Source organism: Paenibacillus woosongensis, assembly GCF_009725165.1.
Taxonomy (GTDB): Bacteria; Bacillota; Bacilli; order Paenibacillales; family Paenibacillaceae; genus Fontibacillus; species Fontibacillus woosongensis.
Window position 1 is genome coordinate 624,843 of the sequence record NZ_WNZW01000002.1, and the last position, 18,098, is coordinate 642,940.

Below are 18,098 nucleotides of genomic sequence, written 5' to 3' on the forward strand. Positions count from 1 at the left end.
TTGTAAAAAACTTAGAGAAAAAGGCCCGAGTATTTACGGGCCTTTTCTTGATTCATGCTATCCAGTTGTAGCAAATCCGCTCAGCGCTGAATTATTTAATGTCTTTGCCTGTGAATAGAGATACTCTTGCTTTCACGAGCTCCGTATATTCGGCTTCCATTTTTTCTGCGCCTGCTTTATCAAGCTCAGCAAGGAAATCATCATAGATTTTGTCAAATTGATCCGGCTTGGACAGCACAGCCTCTGGAATGCGTTTCCACACGATATCTTTCGTCTTCTGGAAAATGACTTGATAATCACCGTCCGTTGGAACCGGCATGTTGTACAGTGCACCCCATTCCTTCGCTTTAAATTCGCTCTCTTGCGGGAACAGGTCCTTCCAGGTCGTTGCGCCGTAAGCTGCTAACGATTCTTTTTCCGCATCGGAATAGAGCTCCACGATTTGTTCCGGGAAATTAATCGTGTAATAGTTTCCTGTAGAATCTTTAACTCCATCGCCATAGCGGGCACTCATCGTTATATATAATCCGCCTGGATTTCCGAGACCTGTTTCCTTCGTGAAATTCGCCGTATCATTCATTCTTCTATTCGTTATCTCGGCTGGGATGGTGCGCTTCCCGTTCTCATCTACCGTGTAATGCTTGCCTTCAATCCCCCAGTTTCTGAGGATTTGACCTTCATCGGACGCGAGCCAGTCAAGGAATTTGATCGCACGAACCGGATCCTTACATGCGGTCGTAATTGCAATGCCGTAACCGTCGACTCCGGCAGGCTGGAAGGAATGGTCTACATACTCCTCACTCAGCGTGACAGGGAAGTGTGAATAAGTGTACTCGTCTTTGCCTGAGGTTTTCAAAGCATTCTCGGCATCCATATAGCCCCACTCCTGGTCAATCAGACCAAGCACGCGGCCGCTGGCAATTTTCGCTTTGTATTGGTCTTCCTTCTGAACGAATGCATCCTTGTCAAGCAAGCCTTCATTGTACATACGGTTCAGCCAGCGGAAATATTCTCTTTCTTCCGGCCGCTTGTAATGGAGCTTGGCTTCGTAAGTTTCCGGATCCACGTAATATTCGCCGTCATCCGGAGCACCGGTCGTGATAAAGGCCGGATTAGTCACCGTGATCATGATTCTCCAGTCATCCGCACTCAAGGTTAGCGGAATCGTCGGCTGTCCGTCGGTAGTCGGATGCTTCGCATAGTATTCTTTTAATACGTTTTCAAAATCTTCAAGGGTCCGGACTTTGGGATAACCCAATTCCTTCAATACGCGATGCTGGATTTCAAAACCACCTGTTGCATCGAAATATTGATTATCGACTCCCATGTTTGTCACAATAGAGTAGATGGCCGGGTCATCATTGCTGTATTTCAAACGGTTCATGTTATCGCCAAAGATTTTTTTAATATTCGGTGCATGCTCTTCAATCAAATCGGTCAAGTCAAGGATAAGTCCTGCATCCACTAGTTTGGACAACTCGCCTTTGGCGAAAATCAGATCCGGCACATCTCCGCTCGCTGCCATCAGGGCAATTTTACTCTCGCCTCCTCCCGCGCCTACATCGAATTCCGCATCCAGGGTAACCCCGGTTTTCTCAGTAATGGCTTTGCCTACTTCATCCTGCATGTTGTTCCAGTTCGGGCTAGCATCCGCTCCGAAGAACGAAAAGGTCACAGGGCTATTCTCCGATCCTGCTTCACTGCTTTGATTCGTATTGGCGTTGCCAGCATTTTTGCCATCGCCGCCGGAACCGCCGCAGGCGCTGAGCAGCATCGAGCTTGCCAGCAGAAGAGCGGCAATCGTCTTAGGAGTTCTCCATTTCATTTCTACTTTCCCCCTCATGTCAAATTAACTGCTATATTTGTATAACAGGCTGTCCCTGTATATACCAAGGTCAAGGCTTGATCGGCACAAGCAGGCTGATAACGATTCAACTCAGGACGGATTGGAAATTAAGTAAGTGCTTGCATTTGGAGCCCTGAAGATTTACGCCTTGACGGCTCCCAGCGTCATCCCTGACACAAAGTAACGCTGCAGAAAAGGATATACAAACAGGATCGGAACCGTTACGACAATGGTAATCGCCATTTTGATCGATTCCGGCGATACCTGGGCCATTTGATTGGCGAGATCATTGGCATTGGCCATCCCCGCTCCTTGGTTCGTGCTTGCCAGCACCTTCATCAATTCATACTGCAGCGTGGTCAGACGGGGCTTATTCCCGTTATACAGATAAGTATCGAACCAGGCATTCCATTGACCTACCGCCAGAAACAGCGCGATAGTGGCCAGAACCGGCTTGCAGAGCGGCAGTATGATTTTGTAATAAATCTTGAAATCATTCGCGCCGTCAAGCGTTGCCGATTCCTGCAAAGCATATGGCAATCCGTCAATAAAGGAGCGAATTACGAATACGTTAAAGGCGCTGACAAGGCCTGGCAATACATAAATCCAAAACGTGCCGATCAGATCCAGATGACGCATCAGCATGTACGTCGGCACCAATCCGCCGGAGAAATACATGGTTAGGGCGAGGAATGTCGAGACGAATTTCCGCGAGGCGAAGTCCTGGCGGCTCAGCACGTATGCCAGCATGGATGAACTGATCAGCCCGAGTATTGTGCCGACAAGCGTCCGCAGAATTGTAATCTTAAAGCCTTGAATCAATCCGGTATAACTAAAGATCGTCTTGTAGTTTTCCCAAGTAAATTCGCGCGGCCAGATATAGATGCCGCCCCGCACCGTATCCGTCGAATCGTTGAGCGAAATCGCGAGCACGTTCAGGAAGGGGTACAATGTAACGGTCAGAATCACAGCCATGATCACCATGTTGCAAATATCAAAGATCTTATCCGCCTTGGTTGCGTTAAATGCTTTTGACGTCGCCATTTTGCTCCCTCCCCTACATGATGCTTTCTTTTGTTGTTTTCTTCATAATGCCGTTCGCCGTGAGCAACAGAATGATACTGACGACGGAGGTGAACATACTGATAGCGGTGCCATAAGAGAAACGGCCAATATTGATCCCGTAATTAAGCGCATACATATCCAGCACCTCGGAGTAGTCCGTTACGAGCGAGTTGCTAAGCTGGAACTGCTTCTCGAAGCCGATTCCGATTAAATGTCCAATCGACATAATCAGCAGCACCGCAATGGTCGTTCTTATTCCCGGCAGCGTAATATTCCACATTTGCCGGAAGCGGCCCGCGCCGTCCACTTTGGCTGCTTCATACAGCTCTCCGTCAATTCCGGCGATAGCCGCCAAATAAATGATCGCATTCCAGCCGGTCTCCTTCCACACATCGGAAACGGTTACAATTCCCCAAAACCATTTGCCCTGCGCCATAAACTGGATGGGTTCATCTATAATATGAAGTGCAAGCAATAGCTCGTTCACAATCCCTCCGTCCCGGGAGAGCATCTTGGTAATAATCCCCGCCACAACGACCCAAGAGACGAAATGGGGCAGATAGGATACCGTTTGTACGGTTCTCTTGAAAAACTTTCCCCTGAGTTCATTCAGGAATATTGCAAAAGCGATGGGGATAATGAAGCCTGCGATCAATCCCATAACGCTCATCGCCAGCGTGTTTCTGAGTACGAGATAGAACCTTTCGTCCTGGAACAGGTCCACGAAGTTCTTGAAACCGACCCATTTCTGATCGAAAAACGGCTTGGACGGCTTATAGTTCTGGAACGCCATCGTCCAGCCCCATATCGGCAAATAGTTGAAAACGAACAACCAAATTACGAATGGCAAGGACATCATATAAAGATATTTTTGCCGTACTACCGTTCGCCAAAATCCTTTCTTCCGCTTCTTCGACGGATCAGGGGTTACGCTTACATTTCTAGTATCGGCTTGCGCTGAGAGCGTCTTCATTTGTCTGTCCAATCCCCCTTTCTGACTATATATTTAAGATAAACCAGAAGGAGAGTGGGGAATACCCGACAGATTTCAGAGAAAACCATATAGAAATTAGACATTCATCAGCCAAACCGTTAGACCTGTTCCCGGCGAAGCGGAATCGTAAAGGAAATCTCTGTTCCTTTGCCATATTCGCTTGAAATTTTAAGACCGTGCTGCTCGCCGAAGGTCATGACCAGCCTCTGCTGAACATTGCCCAGGCCAATGCGGTTATCTACAGCGGCATGAGCTCCGACCATTGATCGTCTGACCTCTTCAAGCCGCTCCAGGGTCATGCCCATGCCATCATCCTGAATCGATATTTCCGCAAAGTCGTTCGCGGCCTGAATGAGCAGTTTAACATGGACTCCGCCTTCCTTATTCTCCACGCCATGCACGACAGCATTCTCCACAAGCGGCTGAATGATCAGAGGGGGCATGAAAATGCCTTCTAGCTTGCGGTCGATGACTAACTCGTACTCCAGCCGATCTTCATAGCGGAATTTTTGGATTTCCAAATAGGACCGAACCATTTCCAGTTCTTCCTTCAGCATAATTTGATCTCTGCCTACCTCCAGATTTTTGCGCATCAATTTCCCCAGCAGCCGGACGACGTTCGCAATCTCCTTCTCCCCCTTCAAATGAGCGTTCATCCGAATTGACTCCAGGGAATTGAACAGAAAATGCGGGTTGATCTGGCTGGCCAGCATCTTTAGCTTGATCTCCCTTTGAGCGATCTCCAGCGCATTGTTCTGCTCCGTCTTCTCAACGACCTGGTTCATAAGCAGGTTAATACTCTCCACCATATAATTGAACTGCCGCGACAGCTGCCCGATCTCATCATTCCCGTCGACGGAGGACACTACAGCAAGGTCGCCAAGCGCCAGCCGATTGAAGTGGCGGCTGAGACGCAGCAGCCGGTTCGTCATTAGGAACGAGACGATATACACAAACAACAGCGCAATGAACAGCACGAGCAATATAAAGAGCAGGCCAAGAAGGCTAACCTGATTGGCATCCTTGACAATAGCCTTCGTCGCAAAAACGGAAACGATTTTCAATCCGTTCATGCTCGACTCCGGAATCAAATCCTCGACGACCACGTAGGAGGGCTCGCCTTGCATTTCCATTTTGTGCGCACCGCTTGGCTGCTGGTGCAGGTCAATCCCGTAATCGAGCTGATGGATCGTTTTGCCAACCAGATTTGGATTTTTGCCTGCCACGATATATCCCTGCTCATCGAAGATCAGCGTCTCGAACTGTTCCTGGCCCAGCATCCGGTTCAATTCCTCCTGGTTCAGCACGATCATAAGCACCCCGCTGGAACGATGCTCGGGAAAAGGAATTTGCCGGACCAAACTCAGTTTCCGGGCGGGAAAATCATCGCCATCCGCAACATAGAACCAGCCTATGCTTTTTGTTTCCATCGCTCTCTGATACCACAACGCGGAGCGGGTCGCCTCCTCCAGCGGAATCAGCTCCAAATTGTTAATGAGTGTCGGGTTGTCATAATAGAATCGAATGGCAGAAATCCCGCGGTACAGCTGAACATATTCCTTGAAATCATCGTAGCTCAAATAAGCCTTGGTCAGCTCGAACACGCTTGGATACTGGACAGTCGCCATTCTCTCCAGCGTTTTATCAAACATGAAGGTGTTGGACAGGTCTGTGGGCACGCGAAGCATATTTTCCAGCTGGGTTTTGATTTTTTTTACGTCGTTCGTAGTTTGCTCAATCGCGCGTTCCATCGCCTGCTGGCGAAAATGACCCGTTATCGCCCCGCCCACAATCAGGACGGGCAGCATAACGACCACGATATAAGTAATCAGCAGCTTGTGCTTCAGCTTGAGATCATTCAACAAACGCACCATTTTAGTTCGCAAAAAAACACCCCCCGATGTTTAACCGTTTACTCTGCTACTCTACTATCCTTCGATGGACTTGTCCCTTCCGCGTCTCTATTATGACAAAACCGGGCTGCGGCTAAAAGAGGGGCAATCAGGCAATATATTAAGAACGTAAAAATGAAGATGGAACTGTTCCATCGACATGAGAATGTTGCAAAAACCTCACGGCTCCTTGCAAGAACCTCACAGCCCATTGATTGGACTGGAAGTCTTTCTCTCCAGTAAATTAAACTAAGGATTTATGGCTGTTATCTAGATGGTCAGGATCAGGTACTAAATGTAATTCATGCAACTAGTTCATCGGTTTTGGCCGGATTAGAGGAAACTAACTGCAAAACCTACATTTAGATTTAAGCTATTTCGACGAATTCGCTCCATTCAGGCAAACTAACTGCATGTTTTACATTTAGCACATGTATTTTTTATAGAACGAGCTTAACTAGATGTATAAAATACATTTCGCTAGACTCCCACATTGCTACTTACTGTGGTGTGATCATACATGACTCCACCTAGGTGTATTTAACATGACTTCTCGATATTGATTTGATCCCCAATGAACGGTTACTTGAGCTTCTGGAAGGCGAAAAAAAGTATACGACGGGTACTAGCTACTCCAGTATCGTAACGAAAACACCCAATAAAAGCGGAAAATATCCCCTATGCGATGCAGGGGATATTTCCACTTGAATCAAACTTGCTTATTTAAGTGTAACTTGAATTTCCGCTTTACCGCTGAATGTGCCTACTGCGATGCTGCCATCGGCATTCAGTTGGCCGCCTTGCACCGATGCTGCCTGGCCGAAGCCGTGCAGACTGATGTTAAACGGCTTGCCTGCGCCTTCACCCGTGATGCGCAGCGTAGAGCCTTCGCGCGATACCGCGATTTCCAGCTCGGTTTCGCCCTTCACGTTGCGAACCTTCCGGGATACCTGCGCACCGTCTTCGATTTGATACAATCTGACATCTGCGTCCTGAGCGTAGTCATAATCCGGTTTGACATCGTTCGCGCCCATAACGAGGATGGAGTTCGGACGAACGAAGAGCGGCAGGCTGAAGAAATCGTAATTCTCTTTGCGCCATTTTCCGCCTTCGATCGTTTCACCTGTCAATAGATGGGTCCATTTGCCTTCCGGCAGATAGTAGGCTACGTTGCCTTCCTTGCTGAATACCGGTGCCACCAGCACAGAGTCGCCCAGCATATATTGACGGTCGAGCATTTCACTTGCCGGATCTTCCGGGAACTCCAGGAACATCGCGCGCATCGTCGGCACGCCCTGCTCAGTCGCTTCAACCGCTGTGTCGAACAAGTACGGCATCAGACGGCATTTCAGCTTCGTGTAGAAGCGCGTTACGTCTACCGCCTCATCGTCGTATGCCCATGGAACCCGGTAAGAGCTGCTTCCATGGAGACGGCTGTGGCTGGACAGGAGCCCGAATGCCAGCCAGCGCTTGAACACGTCGGCAGGCGCCGTATTCTCAAATCCGCCAATATCGTGGCTCCAGAAGCCAAAGCCGGATACGCCAAGGGACAATCCGCCTCTCAAGCTCTCAGCCATCGACTCGTAGTCCGCGTAGCAGTCGCCGCCCCAGTGAACCGGGAACTTCTGACCGCCCGCAGTAGCCGAACGGGCAAACAATGCCGCTTCATTTTTGCCAAGCTTCTCTTCCAGCACTTCAAACACAACTTTATTATACAATTGAGTATAGTAGTTGTGCATTTTCACCGGGTCGGAGCCGTCATGGTAGACGACATCTGTTGGAATCCGCTCGCCGAAGTCGGTCTTGAAGCTGTCCACGCCCATATCTACGAGATCACGCAGATAGCCCGCGAACCATTCGCATGCATCAGGATTCGTGAAATCAACAAGCGCCATTCCCGGCTGCCACAAATTCCACTGCCATACGTCACCATTAGGTCTTTTCACAAGATAGCCATGCTTCTTGCCCTCTTCAAACAGAGCGGAGCGCTGAGCGATATATGGATTGATCCATACGCAAATTTTAAGCCCCTTCTCTTTAAGACGCTTCAGCATTCCTTCCGGATCCGGGAAAGTGCGCTCGTCCCATTTGAAATCCGTCCAGTGGAATTCACGCATCCAGAAGCAGTCGAAGTGGAAGACATGCAGCGGCAAATCTCTTTCCGCCATGCCGTCAACAAAAGAATTGACCGTCGCTTCATCATAGTTCGTTGTAAACGACGTCGTCAGCCACAGCCCGAACGTCCATGCCGGAGGCAGGGAAGGCTTACCTGTCAGCGCAGTATATTTGTTCAGAACCTCTTTCGGCTCAGGACCGTCGATGACGAAATACTCAAGCGATTCCCCAGGAACGCTGAATTGTACTTTCTTGACCTTCTCGGAAGCTACTTCAAAGGAAACAGCACCCGGATCATTGACAAATACCCCGTATCCTTTGTTCGTAATATAAAAAGGAATGTTCTTGTAAGCTTGTTCGGAGCTTGTGCCGCCATCTTTATTCCAGATATCCACGACTTGACCGTTCTTGACGAAGGAAGTAAAGCGTTCTCCAAGCCCGTATACCCATTCGCCTACCGTAAGATCCAGTTCTTCGCGCATATATACCGCGCCGCCGTTCTCCTCGACATGAGCCATGGATTTGAACGCGCTGCCCGTAATGCGCTCCGAACCGCGGTAGAAATCAACAGACCATTGCGGCCCCTTGTTCACTCTGACGCTCAAATTACCGCTCTTCAGCTCGGCGTAATCGTCGTTCTCCGTAATTTGAACGTGATCGCCGCTGCCGCCTGCGAGTTCGAAATGAGGACCGTGATCCACCGTACCGGCAAAATGCACCAGCTTCACGCCAATGACGCCTGGAAGCGGGGAGTGGAATTGAATCGTCAGCAGTTGGCCGTTGATCGTATTGGCACGACCTTGAATCGGTCTTGTTGAAGCATAGGCTGTCAGCTTATTATCCGCAATCGTAAAATCGTGGGCCTGCACCGCTGTCGACAGTGTAAATCCTTCACGAATCAACCAGTTGCCGTCTGTAAATTTCATCGTTTAGAACCGCCTTTCTGATATCGTTGTAATCTTGCAATAAACCGTCTATACTTGCATTATACTGATAAAAAATAACCCATTCTAACATAATTTAATGAATTTATAACACAATATTGATGAGGTGAGCTTAAATGGATCAAGCATTGCGACGCTCTCTGAAGGAGAGCAAGACTCACGGCGACGAAAGATTGCCATTTGGCACCTACTGGTACCAGTTCGGCCCAGGCGAGCACGTCGTGGACTGCCATTGGCACGAAGAAGCCGAATTCTTCTACTGCCTGGAGGGAGAGACGCTGTTCCAGGTAGACACCGATTATTTCGTCGTGCGGGCCGGGGAAGCCGTATTTATCGATGGCGGTGATATTCACGCCGCGCATGCCCATGGAGAACAGGGCTGCTCTTTTTTTACACTCGTATTTGGAACGAATATGCTGTCCAGCGCTTATTATGACGCTGTTCAGGAGAATTTAATTCTCCCGCTGCAGGAAAGAAAAGCCACGTTCCCCCGTCATATATCCGGGAAGCATGATTATGGACAACCCTTGTTGCAGCACCTGGCAGCTATCATGGACAGCTGTGAGGCGAGAACTCCCGGATATGAGGGTTCTGTCAAAGGGCATCTCTATCTTATGCTCTCGGAATTAGCGGTACGTGGCCAGCTGTGCAACCGTGCGGCAACTACCGGTAATGACTCCTTCAAAATCGAGCGGCTGAAAAAGGTCATCCATTACATTCAGCAGAACTATGACCAGCAAATCCGGCTCTCCGAATTAGCCGCGCTTATTCCGATGAGCGAAGGACAGCTGTGCCGCTTCTTCAAATCCATGACCCGGCAGACCCCGATGGATTACATTAATTCCTACCGAATCCGGCAAGCCGTCGAGCTGCTTCGGGAGCCTGACCGCAAAATATCTGACATCGCTCTTGAAGTAGGCTATGACAATATCAGCTACTTCATCCGGGTATTCCGGAAGGCGATGAATTGCTCGCCTTCGGAATTCCGCAAAAAATGGTTCGAATCCATCGAAGCTTAAATCAAACGATCCGGAACCAGCTGAGCCGTACCTCGCCCTTCAGCCTCAAATACAGCTGCTGGCGGCCAGAAACCGCTTCGACCGGAACAGATATCGTCGTCCATGCCTGGGGTCCGCCGGTCGGCAGCACCCGGCACTGGGCTGCGGCAGGCCCGTCCGCGGCATCCAGCGCGATTTCGATCTCACCGCCCTGGATAGCTCCCGATACTCTCGCTTCAAACCGCTGAGCCTCGCTTCCGAACTCCACGTCATGGAACGCGATCCAGCCTGCTTCCCGCTTACAGGCCACGCTCTCGCCGCCCTCGCGGCATTCGTCGATGAAGACGCCCTCGTAGTCATCGTAGTTTACTGCACGCACCGGAGCTGCGGCCAACCGCGGCGGAATCTGTTCTCCTTCAACCTCCAGGGACGTTTCGAGCAAGATATCCCCGGACGAACGACCGACCATCAGCGTATATGTTCCACGCTCAACACAGTAACGATCACGGGTCACGTCCCAGAAGGCCAGGTCGGCGCTGTGCAGCTCGAACGTTACTGCAGCCGATTCTCCGGCGGCCAGATGGATGCGCCGGAACCCGCTTAACGTCTTCAATGGGCGTACAACCCGGGACTGGTTCGCACGGACATACAGCTGAACGACCTCGTCACCGTCCAGTTGCCCAGTGTTGCGCACATTCACGGATACGGTGACGGACTCATTTTCGGATACTTTAACGGCGCTTAATGTCAAATCACTGTATGCGAACTCGGTATAACTGAGTCCATGACCAAAAGGAAACAGCGCTTCGCCCTCGAAGTATTGGTAGGTTCTTTTGCCCTTGATGATGTCATAATCCATCATGTCCGGCAGCTCGGAGGCCGACTTGTACCAGGTCATGTTCAAACGTCCAGCCGGATTGTAATCTCCGAACAGCACGTCGCCCACCGCATGTCCAAGCTCCTGTCCCCCATGCGATGTAAAGATAATAGAAGGAACATGCTCCTTCTCCCAATTGACCGCAAACGGGTAACTGCCGACAATAACGACAACGGTATTTGGATTGGCAGCATGTACGGCCTGAATCATGGCCTGCTGTGATGGCGGCAGCGTAATGTCGGCGCGATCCGTCGTTTCCTTCCCGTTGATGAACGGACTATTGCCGACAAACACAATGGCCGTATCGGCAGATTTCGCCGTATCGACAGCATCCTTCAGCCCGTCCTGCACAACCTCTACATAAAATCCGCTTACAGCAGCAGCCTGCTCTACTTCGGCGACGACCAACCGCTTGTTCTCATCCTCGATGATTGCCTTGGCTTCCCAGGATTTCATGACGAGCGCGTCCTTCTCGCCTTTGGCGAAGCTGAACACCTCTTTAACGAACCAGCCGCTGGCCTCCTCCGAAACAGCGGCAATGCCTCCGCCCTGTTCGCAGTCGCGTTCTGTGATAAATTTGCCGTTGCCCAGCGCCCGCAGCGTAAGACTGTTCCAGCCCCAGTCCGTGCATTCGAATATTTCGGCTTGCTCTGCAGATGCAGCGTCCGCTCTGAGCTGCCCGTCTTCGGGAGCAACGGAAATATAATTTCCGCTCTCGGCGGAACGAAGACGAACCCGGTTATTTCCCGTAGAGAAATGGACCCGGCTCGTTCCTAACCGCTCCATTACTCCCTGAAGCGGTGTAATTTTGTATGCCGGCGTGCCGCTATACCAGTCGGTATAGGCCTCGTTTGCAAGCGGTCCGATCACGGCAACGGAGCCCTGCTCCTTCGGCAGCGGCAGCAGTCCCTCGTTCTTCAGCAGCACGATCGATTCCTGAGCCGCTCTCCGCGACAGGGCCGAGTGCTCCGGCGCGCAAAGCTTCGACTCCGGCACATGGCTGTAAGGATTGCGGTCATCCGGATCGAATTCTCCAAGACGGAAGCGAACCCGAAAGGTGTTGCGCAGCGCATGATCTAAATCGCTCTCTGTCAGAATGCCTTGCTCCAGCGCATCGCGCAGCGCCTGAAATGAAATGTCCTGGTCATCGGTGATGCTGTCGATTCCCGCCTTCACCGAGCCTGCAACCGCCTCGGCATAAGACTGGACGTAACCGTGATCCATGACCGTTCCCAGCACGTCCCCGGCATCGCCGACGACAAAGCCGTCCATGCCCCATTCGCCTTTGACGATTTCGTTGACTTCATTATTCAAATTGCATGGGGTCCCGTTGATGCCGTTATATGCGGTCATCATCGAGCCAGCGCGACCTTCGCGGAATGGCGCTTCAAACGCCTTCAAATAGTACTCGCGCTTATTCCGGGGATCGATGCTGACCGAAGCGCTGCCGCGGTCGATCTCGTTATTGTTTCCGTAGAAATGCTTCAAGGTGGCTACCGTCTTATAGTAGAAAGGATGGTCTCCCTGCATTCCCTTAACTAGCTCGCTCGTCAAGCGTCCGGTCAAGCACGGATCTTCCCCATACGCCTCCTCGGTCCGGCCCCAGCGGGGATCGCGCTCCATATCGACCGTCGGCGCCCAAATCGTCAGGCCGTTGATGGCCGGATCACGCTGGTAATACACCCGGGCTTCATCGGCAATGACCGCTCCTATTTCATGCATCAGCTCGGGATTCCACGTGCAGGCAAGGCCCGTATTTTGCGGAAACACAGTCGCTTCGCCAAGCCAGGCCACGCCATGCGCTCCTTCGGTGCCATGCTTGTATTTTTTTACACCCAGCCGAGGAATCTCCGCCTGGTATTGACACATTAATTGAATTTTCTCTTCCGTCGTAAATCTGGAGATCAGGTCGTTCACCCGCTCGTTCAGCGGCAATTCAGGATTCTGAAATGGAAATTGGTAATGGTTCTCCACGTAAAATGACCTCATTTCTGTATGAATTTCAAGTTTGAAAGCGCTTTTAAATGCCGCGCTGCTTACAGCTGTCTGCCCATACTGTCATGATAGCTCGCGTGAAATAGACTTCATACAGGGAAGATTAGTCATGTTTTCATATAATAATCTAAGTTCTTCGTACTACTGAGCAGGCTTTCCGCTCTACCGAATGGATTAATGGGTTAGTGAATTAATGGATTAGTGGATTAGTCGATTGAATGGATTTCATGCATCTAATTACTGTTCAAAAAGCCGTTTCGCAAGATAGCTGTATTTAAAGTAACTAAAACACAGTTTTTCAACCTATCGGGACATTTTTAAATTCTTACTGCTAGAAATCCAGTTAATGGCGCATTCAGCGATGGACCGCATCTTTTTACTACAGCAAATACAGTTAGCTGCGTGCTAAGAAATAGGGACAAAAAAATCTTTCCAGGATAATGCCTGGAAAGATCGGATGTGCAGCCTAAGCTCGCATTTTTGCGCTTGGCTTGAAGCAAGTTAACGAAAAGCTTGCTGTTTCGTTCTGATCACTCACTGCTCGCATGCCGGCGATAAGCGGACGGAGAAGTGCCTACGTACTTTTTGAATTTGGAGTGAAAATAATCGACGTTCGTGTAGCCGACCTTCTCCGCTACCTGATACACCTTAAAACCGGCCTCAAGATAAGATTTCGCCTTCTCGATCCGAACCTTGTCAAGATAGGTATTGAAGTATTCCCCCGTCTCATTCTTGAACAGCTTGCCTAAGTAGGCGCTATTGTAGTTCAGGACGCCCGACAGCGTCTCCAGCTTCAGGTTGTCGCTGAAATTCCGTTCGATCAGGTCGAGCATGATTTTGACCTCGCGGTGCTTGTCTTTTTCTCCCAGGCTGTTCATCAACTGCTGGAAGAAGTAATCAATCTTGTCATACAGTGTATAGATGCTGCGCATATGATATATTTCGGTCAGCATATCCGAGAAGGGCTTGCTATGCTGCTGAAGCCCAGGATGCTGCTGCAGCCCTTTGCCCATAACGGCGGTTAAAATCTCCACGAAGCGGCGTTTGATATCCGTCTCGGTATATCCTTCCGCAATCAAGCTGCGCCCTGTCTGCCTAACCAGTGATTTCACGGCTTTCATATTGCCGATATCGACGGCGTAATAAATTTGATCCGTTAGAGTTTCGGATGGGAGAACCTCGGAGCAACCCTCTTCATACTCACTATGCGCATCGTTCTGGCATAGCAGCTTCCCATCATCAAGAAAAAAATGCAGCTTGATCAGTTCGCGCGCAGCGCTGTAGGAACCGGCTATTTCATCCAACGAACCTGCCTTGGAGCCAAGCGCCACCGTGAATTCCACGCCTGTCTCACCTATGGCAGTCCGGATGGAACGGTATACGCCTTCTCTCTCTATAGCAAGGAGCGGTTCCTTCAGCAGTACGCCGACTTGCCCGTAAAGCTCGAAAACAAGGCCTCGGTCATCATGCTCGAAGGTCTCGGCCATAGCCTTTTTCAGCAGATAAAGCACCGATTCCGTCAATTCGTCATGCAAAGCGACCAGCAGCACCTGGTAGCAATTCCATATTAGCCCCAGCTCCTCGGCCCGATCCTTCAGCTGGCTGCGGTCATCCGACGTATGCTGCGTATCCGTCAGCAGCATATGAATCAAAGCTTCCCTTGTCCACTCCTTCGTGGCATGCTGCCATTCTTCCGACGCCCGTTCCTCTTCGATCGCTGCCTTGATCCCCCGGAGGTACTCCATCAACTCGTCTTCGTCGACCGGTTTAAGCAGATAACCGTCGGCCCGATGAGCGATGGCTTTCTTGGCATAGTCAAAATCCGCATATCCGCTTAGAATCAGGATATGAAGCAAGGGATCCTGCTCACGAAGGCGCTGAATAAGCTGGAGCCCGTCCATGCCCGGCATTCTAATATCAGCAATAACGAGCCCCGGCCGGCAAACTGCGTACTTCTCCAGCGCTTCGTTTCCATTGGCCGCCGTATCCGCTACCCGGTAACCAAGAGCTTCCCAATCGATAAACGCGCGAAGTCCTTCTCTCAGCTTCGGCTCATCATCCACAATCAGGACGTCAATCATCCAGAACTCCTCCTCCGGATTTATTTATAAACGGCATTCGCGCCAAATCTTCGACTTACCTCCGGCCTATTTCCAATACAAATAAACTGTCATCTCATATCACAGTTAGAGTTAAGCGCTTTCATTTATCATATACCCGACTCCCGGTTCTTGGCCTACATAATCCTGTGCATTTGTTGCACTATTTTGACATTGTGCTGAGGAGAAAATAAGGGTTCCAGGCTGTGGATTGCCTGCGGCATGGAACCCTTTCCGAACAAACAGCGCCTTGCAGTTAGATCGTTTCCCGAACCCATACGCTCATTTCGCCTTCACCGCGATTGGCCCAGGCGTAATAAGGTATAAATGTCACTTTCGCTTCTTGCAGAGCTGGCACGGCCTCCGAGCTGTACAACCCGCCCGGCCACTTAGCGGCATCCTGCCGCAGGCCTTGGGCCGTGATCGCTACGACGTCCCCCAGCAAGCCGTTTTCAAATTTCGCCTCAAGCTTGGCGTTGGCCGGCAGTACGATTTCATGCAGGTTCTCGCCGTTATCCGCCTGCTCCAGACAATACACAAGCGGCCCGCGCTGCAGCGCGACTTTGCCCGCATTTCCGCGAACCAGGGGATGGCTGCGCATACGCTCCACCGGCATATCCAGTACCAGCTCTACGAAGTCGCCCTGCTGCCAATTCCGGGAGATATGAACGTAGCCATCCTGAATAACTTGGCCGTCCACCGGATATGGGTCGTTGTTGACGGACAGGCGGGCATGTCTGCACCAGCCAGGAATACGCAGCGCGAGAGCGAATTCACCAGGCTCCTGCGGGTTAATTTCGAACCGAATCCGTCCATCCCATGGATAATTGGAGGTTTGCTTCACCTGTACCTCGCTGCCTCCAACGTTCAACTTGGCTTCCCCGCCAATATAGAGATGGGCATAGATGGTGCCTCCCTGAACCATATAAATATACTCCCCTAATGAAGCGAGCAGGCGGGCTACGTTTGGCGGACAGCAGGCGCAGCCGAACCATTCCTGGCGCACCGGCTTGATATGGTCGAATTTGTGATTTGCCCCGCGGCAGGCTTTAGGATCAACCTCCAACGGGTTAACGTAGAAGAAATGCTTACCGTCCCGCGACATGCCGGCGACAACCGTATTGTACAGCGCCCGCTCCAGCACATCGGCATACTCCGCCTGGGGAGCAATCCTTAGCATCCGGTGCGCAAAGAAGATCAGCCCGATGGAAGCGCACGTCTCAGCGTATACGGTATCGTTCGGAAGGTCGTAGTCGAACGAGAACGCCTCGCCCTGCGGCATGGAGCCGATCGCTCCGGTAATGTACATCTGCCGGGACACGATGTTGTCCCACAGACGCCGGCAAGCTGCGAGAAGCGATTCGTCCTTTGTCTCGGCCGCCACATCCGCCATGCCCGTCAGCATATAGACCTCGCGGACAGCATGGCCGATTGCTTTCTCCTGCTCCCTGACGGGCGCGTGCGACTGAGTATATTCCAAATCGATCGCATGATTAATTCCCGTCCAGTGACTCTCGCCTCCGCGTTCCTTCAGCTGTATTTCATAGAAATTCGGCTTCTGGCCCCGCTGCTCTACAAAATATTGGGCAAGGCGCAAATAGCGCTCATTTCCGGTTGCGTGATAAAGCTTAACGAGGGCCAGCTTGATTTCCTGATGTCCATCATAGCCCCGAAGCTTGCCCGGCTCTGTGCCGAATACGGAGTCGATATGATCCGCAAAGCGGGATACGACGTCGAGCAGCACTCTTTTTCCCGTCGCCCGATAATAAGCCACACCCGCCTCAATCATATGGCCCGCGCAATAGAGCTCATGGCATTCGGCTAAATTGCTCCATCTTCTCCCTGGCTCTTTAAGCGTATAGTAAGTATTGAGGTAACCATCTTCCTGCTGAGCCTTAGCGATGATCTCGATCACTTCGTCCGCCGTTCTCTCCAGCTCGGGATCCGGCTGCGATTCCAGCAAATAGGATACAGCCTCCAGCCATTTGGCCACATCGCTGTCCTGAAATACCATGCCGTAAAATTCGCCCTCCTCCAGCCCGGCAGCAATCTTGAAATTACGGATAGCCCCGCTTGGCTCGGCGGCTTCGATCCGGTCATTCAGCGCATCCCATTGGTAAGGAACTACGACGCTGCGCACCAAATCGATATAATAGCTCCAAAAATCGTCTTGGATGTTCACGTGATTAAGCGGCACTCTGTCAACATGCTGAAACGGTATAGATTTACTCATGCTGGAGCCCTCCCTTTTTCGAAATATCATACTGACAATTCTGATTCTATCCGATATATTTAATAATTAATATCAATAGCACCAACCTATTATTTATAATATTTCACACTCATATCACACAAATAGACTAGGAGGGTTCCTATGATCAGAGCCACAGAAATCGTCCATTTTCCGGCTCCGCCCGCTCCGTATTACCTGGAATGCGGCTATACCTCATACGCGCCGGGAGAAGCGCACCCGAACCGGCGGAACATGGGGAAATTCGATCTCATCCTTATGAAGTCCGGGACGCTGTTCATCGGTGAAAAGCACCGGAAATGGGGCTTGACGGCCGGGCAATCGCTGCTGCTGCTTCCTGATCGTTATCATTATGCAGTTCAGCCCTGTGAGCAGGATACGACATTCTACTGGGTTCATTTTCACTCTGTATGCAAGTGGGCCGAATTTCCTGCCGACCAGCAGATCGCTCTCCAGTCGGAGCAGCATTATCATGAATTTCTGACTTCTCCCTATGACATCCAGCTGCCAAAAATGTGGGACATGCCTTACCCGGAGAGAGCTTACCAGCTTATGGAGACACTGCTGCAAACGCCCGGCACGCGCCAATCCAGCGCCTTCTGGACACAGCAGCAGGCGTTCGAGGAACTGCTGCGCATGATGGATTTACGGCAGCTCGAACAGTATACGTCCCCCGCCGTCGCTGTTGCCGAGAAGACCGAGGCCTTCATCCGAAACAACTACCGCACCGAGCTGACGAGCGGGGATATGTCTGCGGCGCTGCATTACCATTACAACTACATTACGCGCTGCATGAAGCAGGTCTACGGGATGACGCCAAACGATTATTTGCAGCATTACCGTCTGGAGCAGTCCAAGCTGCTTCTGCTGAAAACGGAGTGGAAAATCGCGGAAATCGCCAATTACGTCGGCTTTAGGAATACTCCGTATTTTTCCAATCGGTTCGCCGGCAAATACGGCTGTTCCCCGCAGCAGTTCCGCAGGCAATTCTCCCATACTCCCAATAGAAGCAAGAGCTGACC

Annotated in this window: 10 protein-coding genes; 2 read left to right on the plus strand and 8 right to left on the minus strand. The window is 50.9% G+C overall.

Going from position 1 to position 18,098, the window contains the following annotated elements:
- Window positions 1–91 precede the first annotated feature (91 nt).
- From GNP95_RS09290 to yicI, 5 genes are all read right to left on the minus strand, one after another.
- Window positions 92–1,825 carry an ABC transporter substrate-binding protein gene (locus GNP95_RS09290; RefSeq protein ID WP_155610541.1) on the minus strand — a complete coding sequence of 578 codons (1,734 nt, stop codon included), beginning with the start codon at window positions 1,823–1,825 and terminating at the stop codon, window positions 92–94.
- A gap of 162 nt (window positions 1,826–1,987) precedes the next feature.
- Window positions 1,988–2,890: a carbohydrate ABC transporter permease gene (locus GNP95_RS09295; RefSeq protein WP_155610542.1), complete on the minus strand. Its 903-nt coding sequence runs from the start codon at window positions 2,888–2,890 to the stop codon at window positions 1,988–1,990.
- Between the two features lie 13 nt (window positions 2,891–2,903).
- Window positions 2,904–3,884 (minus strand): ABC transporter permease, encoded by a 981-nt coding sequence (locus GNP95_RS09300; protein WP_155610543.1) that lies wholly within the window; start codon window positions 3,882–3,884, stop codon window positions 2,904–2,906.
- Window positions 3,885–4,003: 119 nt separating this feature from the next.
- The gene (locus GNP95_RS09305; protein ID WP_196427139.1) at window positions 4,004–5,779 is read right to left on the minus strand and encodes a sensor histidine kinase; all 1,776 of its coding nucleotides are present in this window, start codon (window positions 5,777–5,779) and stop codon (window positions 4,004–4,006) included.
- Between the two features lie 737 nt (window positions 5,780–6,516).
- Window positions 6,517–8,838, minus strand: coding sequence for an alpha-xylosidase (yicI, locus tag GNP95_RS09310; RefSeq protein WP_155610545.1), 2,322 nt, complete (start codon window positions 8,836–8,838; stop codon window positions 6,517–6,519).
- Between the two features lie 134 nt (window positions 8,839–8,972).
- Here yicI and GNP95_RS09315 point away from each other — a divergent pair, with 134 nt between their 5' ends.
- Window positions 8,973–9,875 (plus strand): AraC family transcriptional regulator, encoded by a 903-nt coding sequence (locus GNP95_RS09315; RefSeq protein WP_155610546.1) that lies wholly within the window; start codon window positions 8,973–8,975, stop codon window positions 9,873–9,875.
- 1 nt (window position 9,876) lies between these two features.
- On the opposite strand, the gene GNP95_RS09320 is transcribed toward GNP95_RS09315, so the two are convergent.
- The 3 genes from GNP95_RS09320 to GNP95_RS09330 all read right to left on the minus strand — a co-directional run bounded on the left by GNP95_RS09320 (window position 9,877) and on the right by GNP95_RS09330 (window position 17,058).
- Window positions 9,877–12,720, minus strand: a complete 2,844-nt coding sequence (locus tag GNP95_RS09320) for a glycoside hydrolase family 3 protein (protein ID WP_155610547.1) — start codon at window positions 12,718–12,720, stop codon at window positions 9,877–9,879.
- A 536-nt stretch (window positions 12,721–13,256) separates the two neighbouring features.
- The gene (locus tag GNP95_RS09325; protein ID WP_155610548.1) at window positions 13,257–14,807 is read right to left on the minus strand and encodes a response regulator transcription factor; all 1,551 of its coding nucleotides are present in this window, start codon (window positions 14,805–14,807) and stop codon (window positions 13,257–13,259) included.
- A 274-nt stretch (window positions 14,808–15,081) separates the two neighbouring features.
- Window positions 15,082–17,058, minus strand: a complete 1,977-nt coding sequence (locus GNP95_RS09330) for a glycoside hydrolase family 127 protein (protein WP_155610549.1) — start codon at window positions 17,056–17,058, stop codon at window positions 15,082–15,084.
- Between the two features lie 141 nt (window positions 17,059–17,199).
- Here GNP95_RS09330 and GNP95_RS09335 point away from each other — a divergent pair, with 141 nt between their 5' ends.
- Window positions 17,200–18,096 (plus strand): helix-turn-helix transcriptional regulator, encoded by an 897-nt coding sequence (locus tag GNP95_RS09335; RefSeq protein WP_155610550.1) that lies wholly within the window; start codon window positions 17,200–17,202, stop codon window positions 18,094–18,096.
- The last annotated feature ends 2 nt before the right edge of the window (window positions 18,097–18,098 follow it).

Excerpts from the sequence above, each read along its gene's own strand:
- GNP95_RS09290 (WP_155610541.1), bottom strand. The coding sequence starts at position 1,825 with ATGAAATGGAGAACTCCTAAGACGATTGCCGCTCTTCTGCTGGCAAGC.
- GNP95_RS09295 (WP_155610542.1), bottom strand. The coding sequence starts at position 2,890 with ATGGCGACGTCAAAAGCATTTAACGCAACCAAGGCGGATAAGATCTTT.
- GNP95_RS09300 (WP_155610543.1), bottom strand. The coding sequence starts at position 3,884 with ATGAAGACGCTCTCAGCGCAAGCCGATACTAGAAATGTAAGCGTAACC.
- GNP95_RS09305 (WP_196427139.1), bottom strand. The coding sequence starts at position 5,779 with ATGGTGCGTTTGTTGAATGATCTCAAGCTGAAGCACAAGCTGCTGATT.
- yicI (WP_155610545.1), bottom strand. The coding sequence starts at position 8,838 with ATGAAATTTACAGACGGCAACTGGTTGATTCGTGAAGGATTTACACTG.
- GNP95_RS09315 (WP_155610546.1), top strand. The coding sequence starts at position 8,973 with ATGGATCAAGCATTGCGACGCTCTCTGAAGGAGAGCAAGACTCACGGC.
- GNP95_RS09320 (WP_155610547.1), bottom strand. The coding sequence starts at position 12,720 with ATGAGGTCATTTTACGTGGAGAACCATTACCAATTTCCATTTCAGAAT.
- GNP95_RS09325 (WP_155610548.1), bottom strand. The coding sequence starts at position 14,807 with ATGATTGACGTCCTGATTGTGGATGATGAGCCGAAGCTGAGAGAAGGA.
- GNP95_RS09330 (WP_155610549.1), bottom strand. The coding sequence starts at position 17,058 with ATGAGTAAATCTATACCGTTTCAGCATGTTGACAGAGTGCCGCTTAAT.
- GNP95_RS09335 (WP_155610550.1), top strand. The coding sequence starts at position 17,200 with ATGATCAGAGCCACAGAAATCGTCCATTTTCCGGCTCCGCCCGCTCCG.